Below are 22,941 nucleotides of genomic sequence, written 5' to 3'. Positions count from 1 at the left end.
GTTCTCAAGTGTTTTTACGATTTATAGTATAAGACCTTTGGACAAACTTGTGAAATACCTTTTTTTAAAACTAGTATTCTCTTTATTGATAGTGAAATTCTAAGACACTCTTGAAATTATTGGCTAAACATACCCTGATACTCCATCCCATAAACCGCAGCATAGCGTATCATAATGTACTCACCCATCTCTAAGACTTTTTGAGTCGGTGCTGCACCTTGAAGTAGAAAAATCAATTGCTTTCCAATCAATTGATCCTCTACGATTCCATATTGTCTTTCTAAAAAATTACGAACTAGACCATTGAGACTGTGCCAATAGACTGGGGAACCAATGACAATAGTATCTGCCTGATAAACCCTTTCCATCACCTGGTCAAATTCATCATCAGGATATGACTGTCCAAATGCGTAGATTTTATAGTCAACAAGGTGGAGAGTTTCGTAATCCTGATTCTCCAATACCCGACTCGCTAATTGAACGGTGTTGCCATCCTTATTAGGACTCCCATTAATAAATAGTACTGCCATAATCGGCTCCTTTCATGACGACAAAAACCTGTTTCTGGTTGTACAGTTATAAAATAGTCAACAACATCATAGGAAACGATCAGACTGCATGTTCCAGTCTGACGAATCAGCTGCTAGTCCTCTCATAGAAAGTGCAACCGTGACTCACGGTTTTATCAAAAAGCATGATTTTTGAAAAGTATAGGTTGGGACAATAGTCTTAATTCTCTTATTTTGTGTAGTGAAATCACTTTGACGCAGTGGTTGATTCGGTCAAACAGCTAAAGGGCTGTTTGAGATAACAGATAGGATTTGCGAAGCAAATAACTATTGTTCGCTTTTATTGAGAGAACATTTTATGTTCTCTTATCCAGAAACTCAAAGAGTCAATTCCTGACTCTTCGACCTCCGAAAAAACCTAATCAACTGTGCAGAGGTGAGACAACAAACGATTTTCACAAATATACTCTTTTAGTTTTTCTTTTATTACTGTGTTAGCTCGTCTTGCCGTACTTCAGTACTGTCTACGACTCGCTGCCTTGTACTAAAAGTAAACTAAAAGACTATAAAATCATTCTGTCTCACTCAGCTCTCACCCACCGAGAAAAAGTGGACGTTGAAATCCCTAGCAAATCTGCAGCCTCAGAAGTCGATAATTGGCTTTTTTTCCACTGCTCTTTCACACTTTGATAATTTGGTGGCTTTGGAATTTTAGGGCGTCCAAAACGGACGCCTCTTTTTCTTGCAGAATCAATGCCTTCTCGTTGGCGTTGACGGATATTTTCACGCTCAATCTGAGAAACATAAGACAAGATTTGCAAGACCAGATCCGCAATAAATTGACCTGTTAGGCCTCTATTTTGAACCCGAGTATTCAGAAGAGGTAAATCGAGAACCTGGATATCTACTTGTTTGACCTTGGTCAAGACATGCCATTCTTCAAGAATATCCCTATAATTACGTCCAAGCCGATCGATCGACGAGACAATTAATAAGTCCCTGGGTTTTAACTTTTTGACCAATTTTTGGTAGGCTGGCCTGTTAAAGTCTTTTCCACTGACATAATCAACATAGATGTTTTTCTTTCTTACCCCATTGTTTTCAAGAGCTCGCAACTGTCGGTCGATATTCTGATCCCGGCTTGAAACCCGGGCATAGCCATAATTCATACGTCATCCTCCTTAGTTTTTGATATACAACTAGTCTTCTAAGGTTGATTCCTTCATTAGTTTAGCAAAAATTAGGATGCTTCTACTCTTCAAAAAACTCTTGAATCCTTGAAGGTAATAGAAAACGGTTGAAGGAACTCGCTAGAGTTTCTTCAAACCGTCTGATGATTCTATATTCTTTTAGAAGGACTTACCGACAAAGCTAGCAAGTAATTCAAAGGTTTTAGGATCATGATGATCCGCAAAGACCGTTGTATTGGAATCCAAGGTTGCAATTTCTTGCATATCTTCTTCACTCAAGACAAAGTCAAAAATGTCAAAGTTTTGACGCACACGCTCCGGATTTGCGGATTTAGACAGAGAAACAATTCCTCTCTGCAACTGCCAACGCAACATAACTTGAGCAGTAGACTTTCCATATTTTTCAGCAATTTTCACCAAAATAGGATTGGTAAAGACATCAAATTGACCTTCCGCAAAAGCACCCCAACTTTCCATTTGAACGCCCTTGGAATTCATATACTCCTCTTCATCTTCTTTCTGGTTGAAGACATGGACCTCCACTTGATTTACGGCTGGTGTTACCTCATTAAAGGCAGCTAAATTGGCCAATTGGTCTGGTTTAAAATTAGAGACACCGATGGCACGGATTTTCCCTTCTTTGTACAACTCTTCCAAAGCACGCCATGCTCCAAAGATATCACCTACAGGTTGGTGTAGAAGGTAGAGGTCAACATAGTCCAAACCAAGTTTGTCTAACGACTCTTGGAAGGCCTTTTTGGCACCCTCATAAGAGAAATCTGAAATCCACAATTTAGTGGTGATGAAAAGTTCTTTGCGTGGCACACCCGATGTCTTGATAGCTTTTCCCACCGCTTCTTCATTTCCGTAAGACTGGGCTGTATCAATCAAGCGGTAACCCGTTTTAATAGCTTCTTCGACGACTGTTTGCGTTGTTTTGGCATCCCGAATTTGGAAAACGCCAAATCCAACCATAGGCATTTGAACTCCGTTATTGAGTGTTGTATATTCCATTTGAAAACCTCTTTCCTTTGCTAATTCTAGTATAGGACATTGTATAATCCTTGTACAATCCTAAAAAATGATACCTTCATTCAAATTTGAATAGTGGCCTGACCGACTAAGCGCCTTGACCACCATCCACACCGTAGATTGCTCCTGTAATGAAGGAAGCCTTGTCAGATCCGAGGAAGACAGCAAGGTTCGCAATATCTTCCGGCTGTCCAAAACGACCCATCGGAATCAAACTAGTGATGGCTTCAGCATGAGCCTTCGCCGCCTCATCCGATAAATCTGTTTGATTCCAAATATCGGTGGCAATCGCTCCCGGCGCAATGGCATTCACGCGCACCCCATCTTGAGCCAGCTCCATCGCCCAAACACGAGTGAAGATTTCTACAGCAGCTTTAGCGCCAAGATACATTGACATATTAGGACCAGGATGCTGTGCGCCGACTGTTGAAATGTTGATAATATTCCCTTTGGAGGCAAGGATAAACGGCAAGGTCGCAAGGGTAACTTCCACAAGACCACGAACATCCAGAGAAAATGCCTCATCATAATCTTTCATGCTTAACTCTTTCAATGGAGTTACCGGTGCCCAACCAGCGTTATTGACTAAGATATCCAATTGGCCATTGTAGTCGTTTTCAATGGCTGCCGCAATTTTTGCGATATCATCTGAACTGGTCACATCTGCCACAACATAGGAAATCCCCTCATTGGCATCCACCACTTCTTTTAAAACGGATTCACGACGACCTGCAATAATAACCTTTGCCCCTTCCTTAGCATAACTTTCTGCAATCGCACGCCCAATACCGCTTCCACCTCCTGTGACCAAAGCAACTTTATTTTCGTATAATTGACTCATCTTGAAACTCCTTAAGCTAAATGATGAGTACATTATAAGCCTTCATGAACTTTTTGAAAAATAGAAAAAAAGTAGACTGGTATGCAAAATATGAATAGAACAGATTCAAAAAAGGCTGGTCAATGACCAACCCTATAAACGTTGTTACTACTAATTGTTCTTGAAAGACTAAGCTTCAAGGGCATCATAGTCCGCATCTGAAACCGCTTCATGCCACTCAGTCTCCGTATTCTCTCCAGGAACTTCAAAGGCAATGTGAGAAAACCAACTATCTTTTTTTGCACCATGCCAATGCTTGACATTCGCTGGAATGGAAACCACGGTTCCTTCTTTCAGTTCTTGGGCTGGTTTCCCTTCTTCCTGATACCAACCTTCGCCAGCTGTACAGATTAAAATTTGCCCACCACCTTGAGTAGCCTTATGAACATGCCAATTATTCCGACAACCTGGTTCGAAGGACACATTGAAAATACCTAAACCTGTTTCAGGATTGGTCAAAGCTTGAAGAAAACTTTGTCCTGAAAAATACTGGGCATAGGCTTGGTTGGCATCCCCAAAACCAAAGCTATTTGCTGATATAAATGCTTCTTTTTCTGCGTATTTCATCCTATTCCTCTTTTCCTTCATAGACTTCCTTGGCTTGCATTAAAGCAGACCAAGCCTTTGGCCAACCCACATAGAAAGAAAGATGGGTTAGAATTTCAACAATTTCCTCCTGGGTAATACCGTTAGCTTTTCCCAACTGAAGATGATGAATCAATTGTTCAAAATTCCCGCCGGACATAAGAGCTGCGATCGTAATCATACTACGAAGTTTTGGAGACAGCTCTTCCTCACGGGACCAAACTTGCCCGAATAAAACATCATCATTCAAAGCTGCAAATTGAGGGGCAAAACCTCCTAGCCGATCGCGCCCAGCTGTTTGTTTTTGTGCCATCGCTTCCACTTCCTTTTCTATTCTATATCTAGGATTAGACTCTTTAGTTTATCTTTTATGACTGTATTAGCTCGTCTTGCCGTACTTATTTGAAACTTTCTTCGAAAGTTGTATCAGCAATCTCAAAATCTCCCCGAGAGATTTTGACCTGTGCGACTTGCTGCCTTGTACTAAAAGTAAACTAAAAGACTATAATTGGAGATTATCCAAATGTTTCCTACTTTTTGATTGTACTACCCATCCATCCAATTGTCAATTCAAAAAGTAATTCTTTATCCCAACACCTCTACTTAAGAATTAGGAATCAACGACCTGATTTTTAACATTTCCAACTAACAGAAAAGCTGGAAGAGCAACCTCCAGCTATTCTATTTCTAGTTAATATCGTTCTCCTTGATCCAGTCTTCAATGTGAGCAGCGATTTCATCACTGTTTTTTTCCTGGAACATGAAGTGACTATTCCCTTCAATCCCCTCTTTTGGAAGGTCTACTAGGGTCGCATTTCCCCCATTGTCATTCAAGGCATCTACAAATGTCTGTGCAGCTGCCCGCATTTGTTTCCATTGACCTGTTGCTGGAATGTTCTCATCGCCATTATCAATGTAATCACCGAAGTAGAAGGTTACAGGGATTTTCTGTTCTTCGATCGCTTTGTAATCCTCACTGTCGGTCGCTGGTGCTCCTCCAGGTTCGATGGCTACAATAGCCCCAATATTTTCTGTATAACGAGCCGCGGTCCAACCAGGACCTCCACCTTGTGAATGGGTAACCACAATCGGTTTCTTACCTGTCCGTTCAAAAACCTCATCAATGGTTTCAGCCAAGGCACGTGCTACAACCTCATTATCAAAGTCAGCCCCCATATCCGAACGCATACCTGTATCTGGCGTCATTTGACGGAAAAATTGATTGAGTGACTCTTCATCATTGGGGAATTGTGAATTTTCTGGAACTTGTGACTTCCCATTTTCCCAACGACCAATCCGGAACTGGGTGTACCACCGTTGATCAAATGGTGTCGTTGAAATTTCACCTGCAACAGAAGTTTGTCCAGCTTCCCCGCGACGAGGTTGGTCTACCAACCAGACACTGTGACCCTGACGAAGGAAGTAATCAGGCCAGCCATCCCGGCCATCGATAGTGGTTTGCCAACCCATTCGAGATTGTCCATAGCCATGTAAGAAGATCATCGGAGCTTCAGTATCGTTCTCCGGGATTTGGAACAAAACATTGGCATGGTCTACGTGCGAAGTCTGACCCGCCCCACTTTCTTCCCATTGATTCACAGGGTCAAAGGTCCCTTCATTACGGGTTACGGTTCCTCCTGCAGAAAACAAACCTTGATCCGCAATCCGCAATACCTGACTATCCTCTTTTGAAGTGCTACTCGAGCTGGATTCATTATTTGTTGTTGAACAAGCTGCTAACAAGATTGATGCAATTGCAGCCGTTGTGGCTAATTTCCATTTATTTGACATAACTGATTCCTCTACTTTTTTCTTTGTCTCAAAGACAAATCTATTCTAAAGCACAAAAGCGTTAGAGTAAAATAGTCTTTTTTCATACCAGTATGTCAAAAATGAATACATAAGCGAGACCATAGATATCCTGAATAACTAGATCTGAAACGCTGACAGTTTGCCAGTGGAGAGAGAGCGGCTTTGTTATCTTCATGCTTCAATCATTAACTTGATAAGTACGAAAGTAACAAATAATTGATAAAAAAATCTGAACAAAGAATGACTTTCACATCACTTTTTGCTCAGATTTAAATTCTATGTAAACTAGTCCCAGCGCACGACACATAAATACTCAAATAGACGATTCCATTATAGTTTCATCTTCCATTTCGCTTTTTCTCTATGTAAAGATATAAAATGGCAAAAAAACTCCCGATTGCAACCGGTAAAACCAATAAATCGATTAATAAATCCATACAATCTCCTTTCAATGTATTTAAATCTTACATACAAAAGTGAAAACTAGCTCTTCGTAGAAGAAGAGCCAGATTCCACATAATCGATTCTTTACTTCAATTTTTATCTTTACAATTTTTGGATTTCTGAGTTAACTTCTCTGGATGTGCTAAAAACCAGATAAAAACCGTAAATGTTCCAACAAATGCATAGAATCCATGTTCAAATAACCATTTTAGAGTTTCCATTTGTAACTACCTTCCTACTTAACCCCACCAGCAAGTAGCCCCATAACCAGCAGCTGCACCGATGCCACCTAAAACACCTCCGGCAACTGCACCTGGGACTGCTCCCACAACAGGTAGGGTCACACTTCCACCAGTCGCGCCACCAATTGCACCACCAACGGCACCACTAACAGCGGCACTTCCTGCTCCACCCCAAGAGCATCCACCTCCAAGAATGTCCATCATGACATCTGAAGAAAGAGTTTGAGCTTCGTTGTAAGTAAAAGTAGTCATGGCAATGACCTCCTAAAAATTTTATTTATCAGGTGCCAACCTGACCCCTAGAGTTTAACACGATTCCAGTACTTTCTAACCACAATGTTCTAAAATGTCATGAAAAAGTCCTGAATGACATTTTTTTGAATTTCTTTACACAATATAAAATAGCCTGTTTTTCAAAGCGCAAACCTAATCGCCAATCACATTCTTTTGTGAGATATACTCTTTTAGTTTATCTTTTATTACTGTGTTAGCTCGTCTTGCCGTACTTTAGTACTGCCTGCAACTCGCTGCCTTGTACTAAAAGCAAACTAAAAAACTATAATGGTTTGACACATAAAAACTAGAATTAACAATTACTTCAACCCTAATCGTTTTAAATTCAGGAGTTTCAACTATGCCCAACTACCATACTGAAAATATCTACACCTGTCCCTATCTGGCTACTCAAAGCGTCTTATCAGGAAAATGGAATATCCTACTGCTGCTTCATATCGAGGAGGGCCCTATCCGTTTTAATGAATTGCATCGCCGCTTAGAAGGAATTTCTCAAGCAACTTTGACCAAACAACTGCGTCAACTAGAAACCGACGGCCTCATCCTGCGAAAAGTCTATGCCCAGGTTCCTCCCAAAGTGGAGTATGAATTGAGCGATATTGGTCGTGAATTCAAACAAGTCTTAGTACAAATCGAAATTTTTGGGGAAAAATACATCGATTTTATCAAAACAAGAAAGACTGAAGAGGAAAGTTAGGCTCAAGACCGTTCCAGTTTTCTAAAAAGAGACTGGAACGGTCTTTTGTCACCTAAATTTGAAAAAGGAAGATAAAATATCAACGAGAATAGAAGTCAGCGTGAGAATCCATAGGACACGACATACATCCTTTTCTTCCTTTGTTTTACAAAGCAATGATGTCTTCCTGATTAGAAAATGACCTAGGGCTGTTACGACTAAAAGAGGTAGGTATTTCATTCAATTTCCTCCAAATAACGAATTGTCAGCTGAGAATCTGACATCTAGAGTTTAGCACGACTCAATATCTTTCTAACTCAAATGTTCTGAAATGTCGTGAAAACGTCCTGAATGGGAATCCATTTCCTGAACGGTCATCGAAACTTCCTGAACGGTCATTGAAACTGCCTGAATGACAAACCCATTTCCAGAACGGTCATTGAAACGTCCCGGACGGCAAACTCATTTCCTAAACGGTCATCGAAACGTCCTGAACGGTATGCGTCCACGTACAAGTCCAATACTTCACTAAAAGAGAGTATCTTTAGTAAAAAATCGTACTTGTATTTTCGTTGGTATAGGATAAAATGATAGATATAGGAAAATGTTACAGGAGAAGTCTATGTACAATTCACAATTTGAACTAGGGGCGGTTGCCCTTAATGTGCGGAACCTTGAACTTCAGAGCCTCTTTTACCAACAAGTCCTTGGTCTCAAGGTTTTAACCGAAAGGGCTCAGCAGGTTGAATTGGGAGCTGGCGATAGAGTCCTCATTCGTCTGTTGAAAACGGAACAGGAGGGAGAGGTTGCGGATAGCTACGGTCTTTACCATTTAGCCATTGTTCTTCCAAGTCGTGAGGATTTGGGAACCATTCTGCGTCATTTTATTGACAATCGGATTCCACTCCAAGGAGCTAGTGATCATGGCTATAGTGAAGCCATTTATTTAGCGGATACTGAAGGAAACGGAATTGAAATTTATCGTGATCTTCCGCAAGCAGAATGGGATATTCGCGAAGACGGTCGCATTATCGGAGTGACGGAGCCTATGGATGCGGATACCATTTATAGCCTAGGTCCGACAAGCGAGAATGGTTATCAGATGCCAACCGGTAGCCGGATGGGACATGTGCATTTGTCCGTTAAGGAAAGTGAGGCCTCTAGCCGTTTCTACCAAGAGGTGCTGGCCGTTGAAGAAAAATTCTCTATGCCTTCCGCATCTTGGCTAGCTTCTGGCTCCTATCACCATCACCTTGCTGTCAATGAGTGGGGTGGTAAAAATCTGAACCTGCGTACCGATGGTCTGCCTGGTCTAGCTTATTACACCGTTGTCTACAGCCAACCCGAACACTATCAAGCCACCATCGCACGCGCCCAAGCCGCTAATCTCAATCTCGAGCAAGTCGCTAACACCGCAACCTTTGTGGATGTGGACGGGATTAAGACCTTGCTGATTTTAGATGAAGTATAAAACAAGATGAAAAGACCTCCAAATAATGGTTACCACACCATTATTTGGAGGTCTTTTGCATGATTAGTCATTTGCATGAATGTCGTAAGCGCTTAAGAGATAGTCGCCAACACCCGGTGCATCCGGGTCGTGTGAGCCTTTGCCCTTGTCTAATGCGCGAATTTCTGCCATTTCTTCAGCTGTTAGTTCAAAGTCAAAAATGTCCTTGTTAGAAGCCATCCGAGCTTTCTTGGTCGATTTTGGTAAGGCCACAATTCCTTCTTGATTCTCAAATCGTAGGATAATTTGACCAAGGTCTTTTCCATACTTCTGGGCCAGCGTCGCAATCACCGGTTCCTCAAAAAGAGATTGGTTCCCTTGGCCAAGGGGTGCCCAAGCTTCAATCACAACTTGATCCTTGGCCAATAAGGCGCGCAGTTCTTGTTGTTGGAAATAGGGATTAAACTCTACTTGGTTCACGGCTGGAACTGTTGCAAAATGAGGGACGAACTGATTCCAAAATTTTGGGGTAAAGTTGGAAACACCAATAGATTTGATTTTTCCCTCCGCTTTAGCTTCTTCCAAAGCCTTCCAAGCTTCCTCAACCTGACCGTAGGGTTGGTGCAAGAGGTACAAATCCAAATAATCCAAGCCCATTTTTTCAAGAGTAGTGTCAATCGTAGCTTTGGCTGTCTCATAGGCAAAGTCCTGAATCCAGAGTTTACTTGTCACAAAGATCTCTTCTCGTGGAATTCCAGAGTCTTTGATGGCTTGACCGACTTCTGCTTCATTAAAATACGCTTGAGCCGTATCGATATGACGATAGCCGACTTCCAAAGCCTCTTTCACGGCTGTATAGGTAGAACCATCTGCAGGAATTTGGAACACCCCGAAGCCAATGGCTGGGATTGTGTTTCCGTCGTTTAATGATACTGTTTGTGTCATGTTCTATACCTCTTTCACTTGATGTATCTATTATATCCTGTTTCCAAGCCATGTATAATACAAATTCCGCAAGGCACTATCCACTTTTTGCATACCCGTGGCCATGAACCAGCGCTTTCTTAAGACCCCGCACTCTCATAAGCATCTAGGCCCTTCTTCCAAATTTTTAACGATAGGAAAAAGAAGAATAAAGAAATCAAAAGGAGGCCGCCTATGTTAAACCAAACATGGGTCCCATTTAAAAAATAGCTAGCGGGATAATAGGCGGTGAAGGCAAAGGGAACCACGAAGGAGATGAACCAGCGGAAAAGCGAGTTATAGATAGCCAGCGGGTATTTGGCAAAATCATTAAACATATAAAAGATATAAATAACGGCCCCTGATTGCTTTGTCCAGAAAGAAATCGAAGCGGTCGCAATTTTCAAGGATGTATAAATTAAGGTTGAAAAAGGAATGCTGAGAACAAAGAGAAACATCTTGGTTCCAGTCCACGAAATACTTGGTACCGTTGTTGACAACAATAAGATTCCGACTAACAATTCTCCCAAGGCATCCACTTGGAATTTCTCAACTAGAATATGGAATAGAGGATTGAGAGGTCGAGTTAAATACTTATCAAATTCACCCCTACGAACCATCCGTACTCCCAAATTCCACAAATTATCAAAAAACAGATGATCAATCCCCTTGGGAATCAAAGAAAAACCATAGATAAAGGCTACTTGCGGGAAAGTCCAGCCCTCAAGAGCAGGAATAAACTGAAATAAAACCTGAAGAAAGAAGATGTTTAGGCCTTGTGTTAAAAACACTCCTAGAATACCAATCAAAAAATCTGCCTTGTATTCCATCATTTGCTTGAGATACTGCCTGATAAAAATCAAATGCATACGCTGATATTTCCTCATCCTAACCTCCTTGGATCGTAATATGAGATTGGATGCGTTTCCAAATCAATTGAGAACAAGCAACCATGACCAAGAGCCAAAAGACCTGCAAGGCGCAAGCTATAAGTATTTGTTCCAGTGTATATTTACCAAGTAGAATCATCACAGGAGTGTAAACCAAGGATGAAAATGGTAGGATTTGGAGCACATCTGCTAAAAGGGGAGGTAAAAAAGCCAATGGAAGCAGCCCGCCTGACAAAAAAGCTACCAAAGAATCCTTCAAAAGATTAGTTCCCCAGAGATTCTTTAAAACAAAGGCTGAAAAACCAAAACACAGATTAAAGTAAAAATGAATCAGAAAGGCCAAAGTCAGGCTGAACAGGTAAACAAAACTGACCAGTAAAACCTGAAAGAAAGGCATTCCGGCTAACAGTTTGGTCACAGCCACCAAAGCCATGAAAGGAAAGCCAATCGTCATCAAGAGAATCCACTTGCTTCCAAGTTCCGTAAAAAGAAAGGAGGTCGCAAAGTGAACAGGCCGAAGCAAACGCATCACAATCGAGCCTTCTCGCACTTCTTCCCCAATCATAAAATAAGAATCGGATTTGATGAGGAGGGTGGTCACAAAACTCATCAGAATATAGAAGGTCATATCGGTTCGATCAAAACCTCGTATCAGAGCCTGTGAGGATGAATCAAAGACAGCCTTCCACAAATAATAAGCGACAAAGGCTCCCATCACATCCCCAATACGCCAGAGGAAAAAATGAAGCCGATAGGTAATCATCTCCTGCATGCCCGCACTGATAAAGGGTTTATAGCGTCTCCACAATTTAGTCATGCTGGAGCTCCTTTCGATAGAAGCGACGAACAATTTCTTCAATGCCCGTGTCCGCCATTTTCAAGTCTCGAACTGCAAAATCAGAGAAGGTAGCTTGAATCAAATCTGCTGTTTGGTAACGCGAACTGTCATACTGTATATTCAAGACCAAATCCGCTCGGTCAACCTGAATATCTGGAAGTCCTACAAACCTCGATTGCTTTTCGGCTTGTCCTGGGGAGAGTTCGAAGGTCAAGTTCTTAATCTTTCCAAACTTCTCCTTGAGTTGATGGACTGTCCCATCAAAAATTTCCTCCCCCTTATCAATCATAAAAATACGGTCACACAGTTGCTCAATATCACTCAAATCGTGGGTTGTTAAGAGAATGGTGGTCCCTTCTTCTTGATTAATTTGAGTGATGGCCTGGCGAATATTGTCTTTGACAGAGACATCCAAGCCAATGGTCGGTTCATCCAAAAAAAGCACTTGCGGGTTGTGCAGTAAGGAAGCCGCAATATCCGCCCGCATCCGTTGACCTAAGGATAGGGTCCGAACCGGATCCTTGATAAATTCTTTTAAGTCTAGGACTTCATTTAAGAAATCCATCCGTTTATGAAAGGCTGCATCCGGTACGTCATAGATTTCCTTTAATACCGTATAGGTTTCCTGCAGGGCCAAGTCCCACCAGAGCTGCGTCCGCTGACCAAAGACAACCCCAATGTCCCTCACATACTCTTGTCGATCATCTTGAGGGATTCTACCATTGATGCGGCAATAACCAGATGTCGGTTTTAAAATCCCCGTTAGCATTTTAATGGTCGTGGATTTCCCTGCACCATTAGCTCCAATAAAGCCAAAAATTTGCCCCTTGGGTACCTCAAAAGTTAGACCCTTAACCGCCTCAAACACCTCTTTTTCGGGTTTTACCAAGGAACGAATCGCACCTTTTAGTCCAGGTTCTTTGATCGTCTTGACAAACTCTTTTCGCAAGTCCACTACTTCTATCATGGTCATAGCACACCTCCCTTAAACGCAAATCAAATACTCCAAAAATCAATCTTTAACGAGGAAATGAGTCGCAGACAGTTCTGAGAGTGGTTTTGAGCTTACTGAAGTGGCTGAGATAAAAGTCCCACCCCCGACCTGACAACCGTTAAAGAGATTTTTGAAGAATCTATTTTATGAAAACGTTTCCTCAGCTTCCAGTATACCCCTTTTATCACGAAAAATACACTAGAATGACAAAGTTTCTAGTGTATCCTTTCCTTATTTTAGTTTTCCTTGACTCATGCTGGCGTCATTGATCAGGTCTATGAGCTGTTTATCGACCACCAAGTCTTGGGTCTCTGCCAAATAGGTTTGAAAATGCTCAGTCTGACGATGTGCTTGATAGGCTTCAGGACTGGCATAGACTTCAAAGAAATACCAAACTTGTGGCTGCTCACGATCCTTGACCGCATACATAGCTAGGACTCCCTCCTCCTCTTGCAAGGAGGTTTTCATGTTTTTCAAGACACTTTTTTCAAAAGCGGAAGCCCCTGCCTCTGTCACTTCAACCTGGGCAAACTTCAACTCCAAATGTCCAGCACCAATCCAAATTTCAGAAGGTAGTTTTTCCCTCAAAAAGATTGGTTCTACAGGAATAGCTCTACGCTCTGTCAAATAAGGCCCAGCTTCCTGGCTATAGCGCATAAACTGTTCGGAGGCACGATGGATTTCATAATGATCACTATCCTGGTACACCTCGCAGACCACATATGAACCCGGTTGCTCCTTGCGCTCTGCTACAAACATGGCCAGAGTCCCAGGCTCGACACGGTGAGAGGTCTCTAAGTTGTAAACACCCACTTCATGCAAGAGCGCTTGATGTTCCTGATCTGTAGCAATACTAAATAAGTTTACTCGAACCATGTTATCCTCCTATTAATTTCTTGAAATTTTCAGCAAAAATAGCATCCTTATCCTGGTCGGAAATCGGCAACTGGTTGATGGCCTCCACAATCACTTCTGTCGCCCCAGCCGGTGCGATGCCAAGAGGGGCGTCCGTACCAAAGAGGATCTGGTCTGCACCAAAGTACTCCAGCGTCAACTCAAGGGCCTTGGGATTACCCAGAATGGCCGTATCGACATAGAACTTGTGGAAATCTGCAGCTTGCTCCGGCGGTAAAATATGCTGAATCCGCTCGCCAAAGAAAGGCACCATCGCTCCCGCATGATGGACAATCACTTTCAAATCAGGAAAATCCTGGAAGATGCCAGCTTGGACCAGCTGCAGCATGGCCTGAGTCAATTCGTATTCCCAAGAAAAGACGATATTGTTATCCGGCTTGCGCTCATCAAAAATCGGATGCAGCCAAATGGGCAAGCCCAAGCGATGACAGGTTTCAAAGACAATCCGATAAGAAGAATCTGCAATAGACTTGCCCAAGGCGCGTGTGAACAACTGAATTCCTACCAGTTGCTCAGACTCCGCAACCTCCTCCAGTATCTTCACAGCCTCCTCGAGATTGTTCATCGGAACCATGGCCACACCTGCCGGATACAGGTCAGACTGACTGACCACAAGATCTGCCAATTCCGCATTGGCTTCCCGACAGAGGGCTGCCGCCTGATTCGGATCGACATAGTCTTCCGGATTAACATTGACATAAGAAATGACTTGCTGGGTTTCCCCATCCCACAACTGCCGTCGCTGCTCCAAATCTATTAACAAAGGATGTTGGATAAATGGGAAGAGTTCCGGTAATTTCGGATTAATCTCCAACATTTTCTGATAAAAATTGGGCAATAAAACATGGGCAAATACATCAATTTTAGACATCACGTACTCCTAATCCTATTATTTTACAATATGACGTTTGAACAATTGGTGACTCTTAATATTTCCTAAAGCATCCTTCTCACCCCAAATCTGTAACTCCCAAGGATAGTAAAAACGACTCTTATTTTTGAAGTAGATGTGAATTCCTACATAGCCATCAACATCCCTTAAGTACCAATTTTTTAAGCCAAATTCTTCTTTCCAAGAATCTAATCGTTCTAAAACCTTCTGAATTTGTTCAGAATTTAAAACGATTCTAGCACCAAATATATCATTTAGAATATTGTTAACAGGATATTGAGTCTGGAGAGCTTGTTATCACTCAATTTTATCCAGGATAGACTCAGCCGTTTTTACCCTGTAATAATAATTGATATCTTTTAGATTTGCAAAATACAAATAATCATTAATGGATTCGTGTAAATTCAAGCGATAGGATAGAATAGGTGCAATAGGAACCTTTGAAAACGTCTGGGATAAATTTACTTTTTCAACTTTTCCCGTCTCAAAATAGTCTTGAGAATACTCCAAGTGAATCCGATTCATTTCATCAATCAAACGTTGGACCTTTTTCAGTGGGGCTTTTTCATCAATTGGAAACTCTATTATTAAGGTTGTTTTTTCATATGCTCTTGTCCCCATACGAAGAGTGCCTCTAGCGTAAAGACCAGATTCAGTCCTAGTTCAGTAAGGTGATAACTAACTGATGGAGGAATTGTTCCGTAGTCCTTTCTTGTCAAAAGTCCAGCTTCCTCTAATTCACGTAAACTTTTTGTCAACATCGTATTGGTTATATTACCAACTTTTCGCTTAAGTTGATTATAATGAAGGCCGTCTTCCAGCATTAATTGCCAAAGAATTGGTACCTTCCATTTGCTTCCTATAATTTTCATTGAATAAAGAATGGGACATTCCCCGGTGAAACTAACATTCAATTGGCTGATTTTCTCTTGCGCAGTCTTTAAATCCATATTATTACCTCACAATAGTTTTAGGGAAGAAAAAAATGCGTACTTGTTTTTCTCTTTTCACATTGCTATTCTATAATTATTAAAAAAAATGTCAACTATTTGATTAAAAAAGGGGGATAACTATGAACAATTATACATTCAGCGAGTTGCTTCACGTGACTTTATTAATAAAAAGTTAGTCAAAGTATCTTAAACGAAATTATACAAGAAACACAGTTAACTCCTTCTTGGGAAAATTCACACCCCTGGAAAGTATCTATTGCAACATGTAAAAGTTTAAATTGTATTAAACAACTACATGAGAAAAAAGTTCTTAGTATTGCAAAAAGTTTGGACGATATTCTACCACCACAAAGCTAGTCAATCCATACTAAAGAAAACATTAATAACCGGAAACAAGACTAGGCGATGAAAATCAGGAATAGTTTAGACAGCATAGTCTAAACTATTCATTACACCTGCAATCGATTACGTCACAATGCCAAAGGTTACGAGTCAGTTTTTCCATATATGAGATAGCTGCTCTTGAATATCGTATCTTTTTAGCTGCGATAGATTTTGATTTATCAACCATCCCTGCCTATGAATTTATCCACTTCCCATAGGAAATTCGTGAAGTATTCCAAATCTTAGAACAAGAGAATATTTTTATAGAAATCGGAATTGGTTAATTGCTTATTCAAGCAACAGCGAGCTAAATACAATAAAGACTACGGGAAACCACATCTTTTAACATATATAAGTAAGCAATATACTTCAGAGATTGATTTCAGTCCTGCACCATTTGAAACTGACCTCCATGGTTTTTAACGTCGATTTCAGTTTATCGCTACAATTTTCTATTAAAGACAGAGGAAAAAAATATGGTACAAGAGAATAATAAAATACATTTACCCAAATTTTCAATTTTAAACAAGGATACTTCTTCCTTTGTAAATTCTACTAGAAGCAAAAAAAAGCAAAGATTCGACCAGTCGAGAACTCATACATCCTGCTTTTAACAAAGTCTTTCAACAAGAAAAACTAACATTCGGGCTTATAGCTCCTTTTAAAGGGTATCCAGATACACCAATACCCGACATAACAGATCTAGGAAACCTAGCTAATTTAGCTGAGCAAGCGGGATTTTCGATACTATGGCTCCGAGATGTACCTCTATACGACCCTAACTTCGGTGACGTAGGACAAGGATTAGATCCTATTACACTTCTCGGCTACCTTACAGCTAAGACACAGTCAATTAACCTCGGAACTGCTGGATTAATATCTACACTTCGTCATCCTATTCATCTAGCCAAGAGTGCTGCCACAACTGCACTTCTATCTGGAGACCGGTTTATACTCGGTCTATCTGCTGGAGATCGCCCAAGTGAATACCCAATTTTTCAACAGAATTTTACAGATAGAGCAGAACGCTTCAGGGAAGCATGGGACTTGATTCGTACATTGACACGTAAAAATATAAGTTTTCCGAAATTTGAAGGTCAATTTTACAATTCTCTCAATGGAGGAGTGGATTTTATTCCTAAAGTCAATCAAGATTTACCGATGGTTTCTATCGGACGTTCAGGACAAAACATCAGTTGGTTGGCTAATGAAGCAGATGCTTGGATTTGGCATGGGGTTGATCCACACACCACTCAAGATATCATTAACTTGGTGAAAGAGAAAAACCATGATGGCCGTTGGCATCCTTTTGGCTACGCTAACTTTGTAGAACTTTTAGAAGATCCAAATGCACCTGTAGAGCTTTTTCATAATATCTATCTACGTGGTGGTTCCAATTCCCTTGCCAACTTTTGGCAAGAACAAAAAGAACTTGGCCTCTCACATATCACAATAAATCTTAAACCTAGCAAGCGTCCTGCTAACGAAATCCTGCAAGAAATCGCTGAAAACATCATCTCAAAAGTTAACAACTGATTTCAACTTTTAGATAAACTCAAAAATGAAAACCCCACGACTCTAGGAATCGTGGGGCTTTTTATCAATTGGAAACTCTATTATTTAAGAGTTACAGAAGCACCAGCTTCTTCCAATTTAGCTTTGATTTCTTCAGCTTCTGCAGTTGCAACGCCTTCTTTAACCATTGCTGGAGCTCCGTCTACAAGCTCTTTAGCTTCTTTAAGACCAAGACCAGTGATTTCACGAACAACTTTGATTACACCGACTTTTTTGTCGCCAGCTGCAGTCAATTCAACGTCGAATGAATCTTTAGCAGCACCTGCATCAGCAGCACCTGCTGCAGCAACAGCTACAGGAGCAGCTGCAGTTACACCAAATTCTTCTTCGATAGCTTTTACAAGATCATTAAGCTCAAGGATTGAAGCTTCTTTAATTTCAGCAATAATGTTTTCAATGTTCAATGCCATTGTGATTTCCTCCAAAAAATATTTTTAATAATTGTGTGTCTAATAGACTAGGCAACTTGGATTAAGCTGCACCTTCTTTGTCGTCTGCAACCGCTTTGACTGCAAGAGCAACGTTGCGAACTGGCGCTTGAAGTACGGAAAGGAGCATTGAAAGAAGTCCTTCGCGGTTTGGCAATGTAGCCAAGGCCATGATTTCTTCTTTGCTTGCGACAGCGCCTTCGATAGCACCACCTTTGATTTCAAGTACTTCAGCTTCTTTAGAAAAGTCATTCAAGATTTTTGCTGGTGCAACAACATCTTCATTTGAAAATGCAACTGCAGATGGTCCAACAAAGACATCTTCCATTCCTTCAAGACCAGCTTTAACAGCTGCACGACGAAGAATAGAGTTCTTGATTACTTTGTACTCGACTTCGCTTCCGCGTAGGTTACGACGAAGAACTGTATCTTGTTCTACTGTCAAACCACGAGCGTCCACAACGACGATAGATGCAGCAGCTTTCATTTTCTCAGCAACAACATCTACTAATTCGGCTTTCTTAGCAATACTTGCTTCACTCATTGTATGTTTACCTCCGTTTTTATTTTGCTTGGGACAAATAAAAAATTCGCACCCAAACCTAGACACGAAAGTACAAATCGTTATGTCAATTCGAAAAACACACATAGCAGCGATTTTTCTGAATGTCCTCTTACGTTTTGTCCTCGGTAGGATTTTTATGAGTTGAACTCCCCTACTGTCTTAGGCAGTTTTTTCAAACCGTAAATAATCATAACATAGCCCTGTACGAATTGCAAGGGAAAAAGTTGATTTTTTTGGAAAAATTTCGGTTTGAAAAGGTTTGGGTACCAATCACTTGTTCCAGCTTCCAACTTACTGGTTTCGCATGTCTTTTAGAACTTCCTTAGCCAGTTGCAAATTGGGATGAGAACTTTTTCGCAATACGGTGACTAATTCAGCAACTTCCTCCACTCGGGCACCTGCATGCAAGGCCAACGATTGCAGCTGCAATTTCATATGCCCTGATTGGATGCCCGTTGTCACGAGCGCCTTTAAGGCCGCAAAATTTTGACAAAGACCTACAGAGGCAATGATCGCAGCTAATTCTTTAGCGGTCACTTCCCCGAGGAGATTAAAGGAAGCTGCAACTTTGGGATTTAGACCAATGGACCCACCTACAGTCGCAACGGGTAAGGGGAGGGTCATCTCTCCAACAAGATTGTCTCCGTCAATCGTCCAAGTAGATAAACCTCTATAAACTCCGTCTCGGCTAGCATAGGCATGGGCACCGGCTTCTATGGCACGCCAATCATTTCCTGTTGCAACCACAACTGCGTCAATCCCGTTAAAAATTCCTTTATTGTGGGTTGCTGCCCGATAAGGATCTACCTGGGCCAACAAACTAGCCAAGGCTATTTTGTCTGCTATTTGAACAGCTTCCGCTTTTTTCATTGATAGTTTGGCAATAGGAATTTGACAACGGCTTGTTACCAAGGAGTCCGTCGCATAATTAGACAGAATTCCCATCAAGGCCTGTCCTTGACTAATAGATTCCAGAGACTCTTTCAATGCCTCCAGCATGGTGTTTAAAATATTAGCTCCCATAGCCTCTTGAACATCTACATGAAGATAGACAATCAAAAAAGGCTCCTTCACCTCAACCGTCAGCTGACGGGCACCTCCACCTCTTTTGACAATGGAAGAATAGGCTTGATTGGCCATCTGAAGCAGTTTTTCTTCTTCATTCTGGATTGCTTCTTTGGCTTTTTCCACATTCTCCACTTCAAAAAGTGCCACTTGTCCAATCATCTGGCGCTTGTGGCTAGAGGTTTCAAAACCACCTGAACGGCTAATGATTTTTGCTCCGAAAGACGCTGCTGCCACAACGGATGGTTCTTCCGTCACCATAGGGACTGTATAGTTATGCCCATTCACAAGAATCTCTGGCAATACCGCATAAGGTAGAGAAAAAGTTCCTAAATGGTTTTCCACCATCTTTCCTGCAATCGCCTCAGGCAGGTTGGCGTCTTCCACTAAAGTAGCTATATTCTCCTCTGTCAGAGACCTTTCTTTGTGGAGGAGGGCAATCCGGTCCTGTCGTGATTGTTTATAAAAACCTGAAAACATTGAAATCATTTCCTTTTCTAAAAGGGGGCTGAAAATACCTTCCGCCCCCCTTTTTTAATGATGATACATGCGTTTGAACTCACTTATTTTCTCTAAAGCGAAAGGAGTGTCATCTGAAGTCAAATTGTTAGAATTACCAGCCTCATCCAAAACAATCTCCTCAAAGAAGATTTTTTCGTACTCCTCAACTGAAAGCTTTGTCCGTTGGTTTAAATGGTCCATGCGATTTTCTTGAAGAGAGGCACTATATCCTTCTACCAAGTAACCACTGAAAATTTCACAAACAGCCCCACTTCCATAGCTATAGAATAAGATCTCATCCCCAGCTGTAAGTGCCTGAGAATTTTCTAGCAAAGATAAAAATGATAGGAAAATGGATCCTGTATAAATGTTTCCAACCACTTGATTGTAGACAATGGCTTCGTGGAAACGCTCTGTCAGACGATCCAAGGTCTCTCCCTCATTCGCAATGGCGCGCAACCCTTTCAAGCCCTGTTTTGGGAAAGGAATGTGTAAACACATGGCCGCAAAATCTTCGAGGTCCTTGCCTGTCTTTTTCTTGTAATAATCAAAGGTCGTTGTCAAACAATCTGTATACTGCTCAGTTGAGTATTTACCGTCCACTCGTGGATATTTATCATCATTGGGTCTCCAAAAGTCATAAATGTCCCGTGTTTGGCAAACATTATCTGAGTTTAGAACCAAAATACTTGGATCTGCTGTTACAAGCATGGCTACCGCACCTGCTCCCTGGGTAGGCTCTCCACCTGATGCAATTCCATATTTGGCAATATCACTCGCGATGACTAAAACTTTTGAGTTCGGATTCTGAGCAATATGCGTTTTGGCAAGGCTTAGACCAGCCGTTGCACCATAACAGGCTTCTTTCATTTCGATAGAACGGGCAAAGGGCTGAATCCCAAGTAGTCCGTGAATCACCACAGCTGCCGCTTTACTCTGATCCACACTCGACTCAGTCCCCACAATAACCATATCTATGGCCTGCTTGTCTTCTTCTGTCAAAATCGCTGCCGCAGCCTGTGCCCCTAAGCTAATAATGTCTTGGGTCACTGGAGCAACAGCCATCTCTGATTGAAGTAATCCAATCTTAAATTTATTGGGATCAACATTCCGAGCTGCAGCTAAATCAGCTAAATCCAAGACAAATTCTGGAACGGCAAAACCAATCTTATCAATTCCGATTTTCATCATGTTCTCTGTTTTGACTCTTCATTAATAAGCTTGTGCATTGGAAATAATCAAAGAAATTCCTTGACCGCCTCCAATACAAAGCGAGCAGAGTCCTAACTCCTTTTCTTGTTTCAACAATTCATGAATGAGGGTCACCAAAATGCGACTGCCACTAGCACCAATTGGATGTCCTAGCGCCAGAGCCCCGCCATTCACATTTACAATTTTTGGATCTAAATTAAGTTCGGAAATGACTGGTATCGATTGAGCTGCAAAAGCCTCATTCAACTCAACCAAGTCTAAATCCTCTGTCGTTAAGTCTATCTTCTCTAGAGCTTTCCGAGTTGCTGAAATCGGACCCAAGCCCATATAAGCAGGGTCTAAGCCACTTGTTGCATAGGACTCGATATAGGCTAGAACGTCTACACCAAGTTCACGCGCCTTTTCCTCCGACATGAGTAGGACTACAGCACAGCCATCATTGATTCCAGAAGCATTAGCGGCAGTGACAGTTCCATTCGGCTTAAAAGCTGGGCGTAAGGTCGCCAGTTTCTCAATTGGAGTTAAGCGAGGGTATTCATCCTCTTGAAAAACACGCTCTCCCTTTCTCTCCTGAATGGTGATGGGAACAATTTCATCCACAAATCGTCCACTGGCAATGGCCTTAGCTGCTTTTTCTTGACTTAAATACGCAAACTGATCTTGTTCTTCGCGACTAATCTTAAATTTTTCGGCAACATTTTCGGCGGTGATTCCCATATGAATGTCTTGAAAGGCATCTGTTAAACCGTCTGTTAGCACGGAGTCTTCCAAGGTCATGTTCCCCAACTTATTTCCAAAACGACTGGCTTTGGATAGGTAGGGAGCCTGGCTCATGATCTCAATACCACCTGCAACAACAACTTGATTGTCCCCAAGTAAAATGGATTGTGCTGCTAGAAGGACAGACTTGAGGCCAGAACCACAAACCTTATTCACAGTATAGGCAGAGGTCATTTCTGGAATTTCAGCACGAATAGCTATTTGGCGAGCAATATTTTGACCATGCCCAGCAGAGAGAACATTTCCAAAAATGACCTCATCCACCACCGCAGCAGGTATGTGTTTTTTCTCCAAAGCAGTTCGCAAGACCTGCGCTCCTAAATCGGCTATCTCAATATCTTTTAGACTGCCCCCAAAACTACCGATGGCAGAGCGGTAGGCAGCTACGATAGCTACTTTATTCATCATAACACCTCAATCAGATGATTTTGAACCCAAAGTTCAACCCTACTATTATACCACTAATTTTCAGAGATAGAATCATTCTCTAGACCTAGACCACGACAAACGCATGAAGAAAACTCCCTATTGAAAATTTTCAGTAACCGATAAATATTCGTAAAAACGCCCTCTTAAGCCTATAATTAGCTTAGGAGGGCGTTTTTATGGATGTTATGATTTCATATTTAAAGTCTATTGAAGATAAGAGAGATAGTTGGAAAATTCGTCATACTCTCGTTGATATCGTTCTTCTTATTTTCTTTGCTCGCCTATCTGGAGCTGAGTATTGGGAGGATATTGAAGCTTTTGGGAAATGTTACGAACACAGTCTTCGTACGGTTTTATCCTTAGAAAACGGGATTCCATCACATGATACCATGCAGCGTGTCCTAGCGACTATAAATCCTAATGTTTTGATTAATCTCTCTATA

Annotated in this window: 24 protein-coding genes, 1 pseudogene and 1 other annotated feature; of the genes and pseudogenes, 4 read left to right on the top strand and 21 right to left on the bottom strand. The window is 41.5% G+C overall.

Going from position 1 to position 22,941, the window contains the following annotated elements:
• Positions 1 to 116: 116 nt before the first annotated feature.
• The 8 genes from I1A59_RS03305 to I1A59_RS03270 form a co-directional block, all read right to left on the bottom strand.
• Positions 117 to 530, bottom strand: coding sequence for a flavodoxin family protein (locus I1A59_RS03305; RefSeq protein WP_196091393.1), 414 nt, complete (start codon positions 528 to 530; stop codon positions 117 to 119).
• Between the two features lie 560 nt (positions 531 to 1,090).
• A complete protein-coding gene (locus I1A59_RS03300) occupies positions 1,091 to 1,678 on the bottom strand; it encodes a recombinase family protein (RefSeq protein ID WP_196091392.1) in 588 nt (195 codons plus the stop codon).
• Positions 1,679 to 1,858: 180 nt separating this feature from the next.
• The gene (locus tag I1A59_RS03295) at positions 1,859 to 2,713 is read right to left on the bottom strand and encodes an aldo/keto reductase (protein ID WP_196091391.1); all 855 of its coding nucleotides are present in this window, start codon (positions 2,711 to 2,713) and stop codon (positions 1,859 to 1,861) included.
• A gap of 106 nt (positions 2,714 to 2,819) precedes the next feature.
• Positions 2,820 to 3,572, bottom strand: a complete 753-nt coding sequence (locus I1A59_RS03290) for an SDR family oxidoreductase (RefSeq protein ID WP_196091390.1) — start codon at positions 3,570 to 3,572, stop codon at positions 2,820 to 2,822.
• A 168-nt stretch (positions 3,573 to 3,740) separates the two neighbouring features.
• A complete protein-coding gene (locus I1A59_RS03285) occupies positions 3,741 to 4,178 on the bottom strand; it encodes a cupin domain-containing protein (RefSeq protein WP_196091389.1) in 438 nt (145 codons plus the stop codon).
• Position 4,179: 1 nt separating this feature from the next.
• On the bottom strand, positions 4,180 to 4,509 hold the full coding sequence (locus tag I1A59_RS03280; RefSeq protein WP_196091388.1) for a carboxymuconolactone decarboxylase family protein: 330 nt from the start codon (positions 4,507 to 4,509) through the stop codon (positions 4,180 to 4,182).
• Positions 4,510 to 4,883: 374 nt separating this feature from the next.
• Positions 4,884 to 5,987 carry an alpha/beta fold hydrolase gene (locus I1A59_RS03275; RefSeq protein WP_196091387.1) on the bottom strand — a complete coding sequence of 368 codons (1,104 nt, stop codon included), beginning with the start codon at positions 5,985 to 5,987 and terminating at the stop codon, positions 4,884 to 4,886.
• Positions 5,988 to 6,691: 704 nt separating this feature from the next.
• Entirely contained in the window at positions 6,692 to 6,946 is a 255-nt protein-coding gene (locus tag I1A59_RS03270) for a Blp family class II bacteriocin (RefSeq protein WP_196091386.1), read from the bottom strand.
• Positions 6,947 to 7,328: 382 nt separating this feature from the next.
• Between I1A59_RS03270 and I1A59_RS03265 the strand changes: the two genes are divergently transcribed.
• The gene (locus tag I1A59_RS03265; protein WP_196091385.1) at positions 7,329 to 7,685 is read left to right on the top strand and encodes a helix-turn-helix domain-containing protein; all 357 of its coding nucleotides are present in this window, start codon (positions 7,329 to 7,331) and stop codon (positions 7,683 to 7,685) included.
• 601 nt (positions 7,686 to 8,286) lie between these two features.
• The gene (locus I1A59_RS03260) at positions 8,287 to 9,135 is read left to right on the top strand and encodes a VOC family protein (RefSeq protein ID WP_196091384.1); all 849 of its coding nucleotides are present in this window, start codon (positions 8,287 to 8,289) and stop codon (positions 9,133 to 9,135) included.
• Positions 9,136 to 9,198: 63 nt separating this feature from the next.
• Here the strand turns inward: I1A59_RS03260 and I1A59_RS03255 are convergent, their stop codons facing one another.
• The 8 genes and pseudogenes from I1A59_RS03255 to I1A59_RS03220 form a co-directional block, all read right to left on the bottom strand.
• On the bottom strand, positions 9,199 to 10,059 hold the full coding sequence (locus I1A59_RS03255) for an aldo/keto reductase (protein WP_196091383.1): 861 nt from the start codon (positions 10,057 to 10,059) through the stop codon (positions 9,199 to 9,201).
• A 119-nt stretch (positions 10,060 to 10,178) separates the two neighbouring features.
• Entirely contained in the window at positions 10,179 to 10,964 is a 786-nt protein-coding gene (locus I1A59_RS03250; protein ID WP_196091382.1) for an ABC transporter permease, read from the bottom strand.
• 1 nt (position 10,965) lies between these two features.
• A complete protein-coding gene (locus I1A59_RS03245) occupies positions 10,966 to 11,784 on the bottom strand; it encodes an ABC-2 family transporter protein (protein ID WP_196091381.1) in 819 nt (272 codons plus the stop codon).
• The gene (locus tag I1A59_RS03240; protein ID WP_196091380.1) at positions 11,777 to 12,778 is read right to left on the bottom strand and encodes an ATP-binding cassette domain-containing protein; all 1,002 of its coding nucleotides are present in this window, start codon (positions 12,776 to 12,778) and stop codon (positions 11,777 to 11,779) included. The genes I1A59_RS03245 and I1A59_RS03240 overlap by 8 nt, the downstream gene beginning before the upstream one ends.
• A gap of 252 nt (positions 12,779 to 13,030) precedes the next feature.
• Positions 13,031 to 13,675: an antibiotic biosynthesis monooxygenase gene (locus I1A59_RS03235; protein ID WP_196091379.1), complete on the bottom strand. Its 645-nt coding sequence runs from the start codon at positions 13,673 to 13,675 to the stop codon at positions 13,031 to 13,033.
• Position 13,676: 1 nt separating this feature from the next.
• Positions 13,677 to 14,585, bottom strand: coding sequence for an amidohydrolase family protein (locus I1A59_RS03230; RefSeq protein ID WP_196091378.1), 909 nt, complete (start codon positions 14,583 to 14,585; stop codon positions 13,677 to 13,679).
• 18 nt (positions 14,586 to 14,603) lie between these two features.
• Positions 14,604 to 15,131 (bottom strand): annotated as a pseudogene (locus I1A59_RS03225) (GTP pyrophosphokinase).
• A gap of 62 nt (positions 15,132 to 15,193) precedes the next feature.
• The gene (locus I1A59_RS03220) at positions 15,194 to 15,556 is read right to left on the bottom strand and encodes a helix-turn-helix domain-containing protein (protein WP_196091377.1); all 363 of its coding nucleotides are present in this window, start codon (positions 15,554 to 15,556) and stop codon (positions 15,194 to 15,196) included.
• A 936-nt stretch (positions 15,557 to 16,492) separates the two neighbouring features.
• Between I1A59_RS03220 and I1A59_RS03215 the strand changes: the two genes are divergently transcribed.
• A complete protein-coding gene (locus tag I1A59_RS03215) occupies positions 16,493 to 17,479 on the top strand; it encodes a TIGR03571 family LLM class oxidoreductase (protein ID WP_348769634.1) in 987 nt (328 codons plus the stop codon).
• An 80-nt stretch (positions 17,480 to 17,559) separates the two neighbouring features.
• Here I1A59_RS03215 and rplL read toward each other — a convergent pair whose 3' ends face one another.
• From rplL to I1A59_RS03190, 5 genes are all read right to left on the bottom strand, one after another.
• Positions 17,560 to 17,928 (bottom strand): 50S ribosomal protein L7/L12, encoded by a 369-nt coding sequence (gene rplL / locus I1A59_RS03210; protein ID WP_196091376.1) that lies wholly within the window; start codon positions 17,926 to 17,928, stop codon positions 17,560 to 17,562.
• 61 nt (positions 17,929 to 17,989) lie between these two features.
• A complete protein-coding gene (rplJ, locus tag I1A59_RS03205) occupies positions 17,990 to 18,490 on the bottom strand; it encodes a 50S ribosomal protein L10 (protein ID WP_196091375.1) in 501 nt (166 codons plus the stop codon).
• Between the two features lie 30 nt (positions 18,491 to 18,520).
• Positions 18,521 to 18,693, bottom strand: a sequence feature (ribosomal protein L10 leader region).
• Positions 18,694 to 18,802: 109 nt separating this feature from the next.
• A complete protein-coding gene (locus I1A59_RS03200; RefSeq protein WP_196091421.1) occupies positions 18,803 to 20,062 on the bottom strand; it encodes a hydroxymethylglutaryl-CoA reductase, degradative in 1,260 nt (419 codons plus the stop codon).
• Between the two features lie 48 nt (positions 20,063 to 20,110).
• Positions 20,111 to 21,265: a hydroxymethylglutaryl-CoA synthase gene (locus tag I1A59_RS03195; RefSeq protein WP_196091420.1), complete on the bottom strand. Its 1,155-nt coding sequence runs from the start codon at positions 21,263 to 21,265 to the stop codon at positions 20,111 to 20,113.
• Positions 21,266 to 21,289: 24 nt separating this feature from the next.
• The gene (locus I1A59_RS03190; protein ID WP_196091419.1) at positions 21,290 to 22,474 is read right to left on the bottom strand and encodes an acetyl-CoA C-acetyltransferase; all 1,185 of its coding nucleotides are present in this window, start codon (positions 22,472 to 22,474) and stop codon (positions 21,290 to 21,292) included.
• Between the two features lie 200 nt (positions 22,475 to 22,674).
• Here I1A59_RS03190 and I1A59_RS03185 point away from each other — a divergent pair.
• A partial coding sequence (locus I1A59_RS03185; RefSeq protein ID WP_196091374.1) for a transposase family protein occupies positions 22,675 to 22,941 on the top strand: 267 nt, incomplete at its 3' end.

This window comes from Streptococcus sp. NLN76 (assembly GCF_015686645.1).
In the GTDB taxonomy this organism is placed as follows: Bacteria; Bacillota; Bacilli; order Lactobacillales; family Streptococcaceae; genus Streptococcus.
The sequence above is the reverse complement of the archived record's forward strand: the minus strand, read 5'-3'. Positions and strand labels throughout refer to the sequence as shown.